The organism is Pseudoalteromonas sp. SIMBA_162 (assembly GCF_046535955.1).
Taxonomy (GTDB): domain Bacteria; phylum Pseudomonadota; class Gammaproteobacteria; order Enterobacterales; family Alteromonadaceae; genus Pseudoalteromonas; species Pseudoalteromonas marina.
On the sequence record NZ_JAWJBQ010000436.1, the window covers coordinates 1 to 270 of the forward strand.

Consider the following 270-nt stretch of genomic DNA (forward strand, 5'->3'; position numbering starts at 1 on the left):
CTAACTCATTGTTATCATTTATATAATTAATATTATCAATATAGACATCTTGTTTGCCGTTATTTCCCACCCCTACATTTATACTGTTGTTTCCTGTTGTTATCTTATTAAAAGTATTATTATGAACTAGAGCATGGCCGCAAAAAGGACAAAAAGTATAAGAGTTAGTTATAGTTTTCCGACATATTTTACACTTCATCTATAACCCTCCCCTTTCAATTTAAAATCAGTGTACTCGTATCCTATGAACTACTACTTTTTAAAATACAT

1 protein-coding gene is annotated in these 270 nt (G+C 29.3%); it reads right to left on the reverse strand.

Going from position 1 to position 270, the window contains the following annotated elements:
* A partial coding sequence (locus R0J88_RS20375; protein ID WP_410900931.1) for a hypothetical protein occupies positions 1-199 on the reverse strand: 199 nt, incomplete at its 3' end.
* Positions 200-270 lie beyond the last annotated feature (71 nt).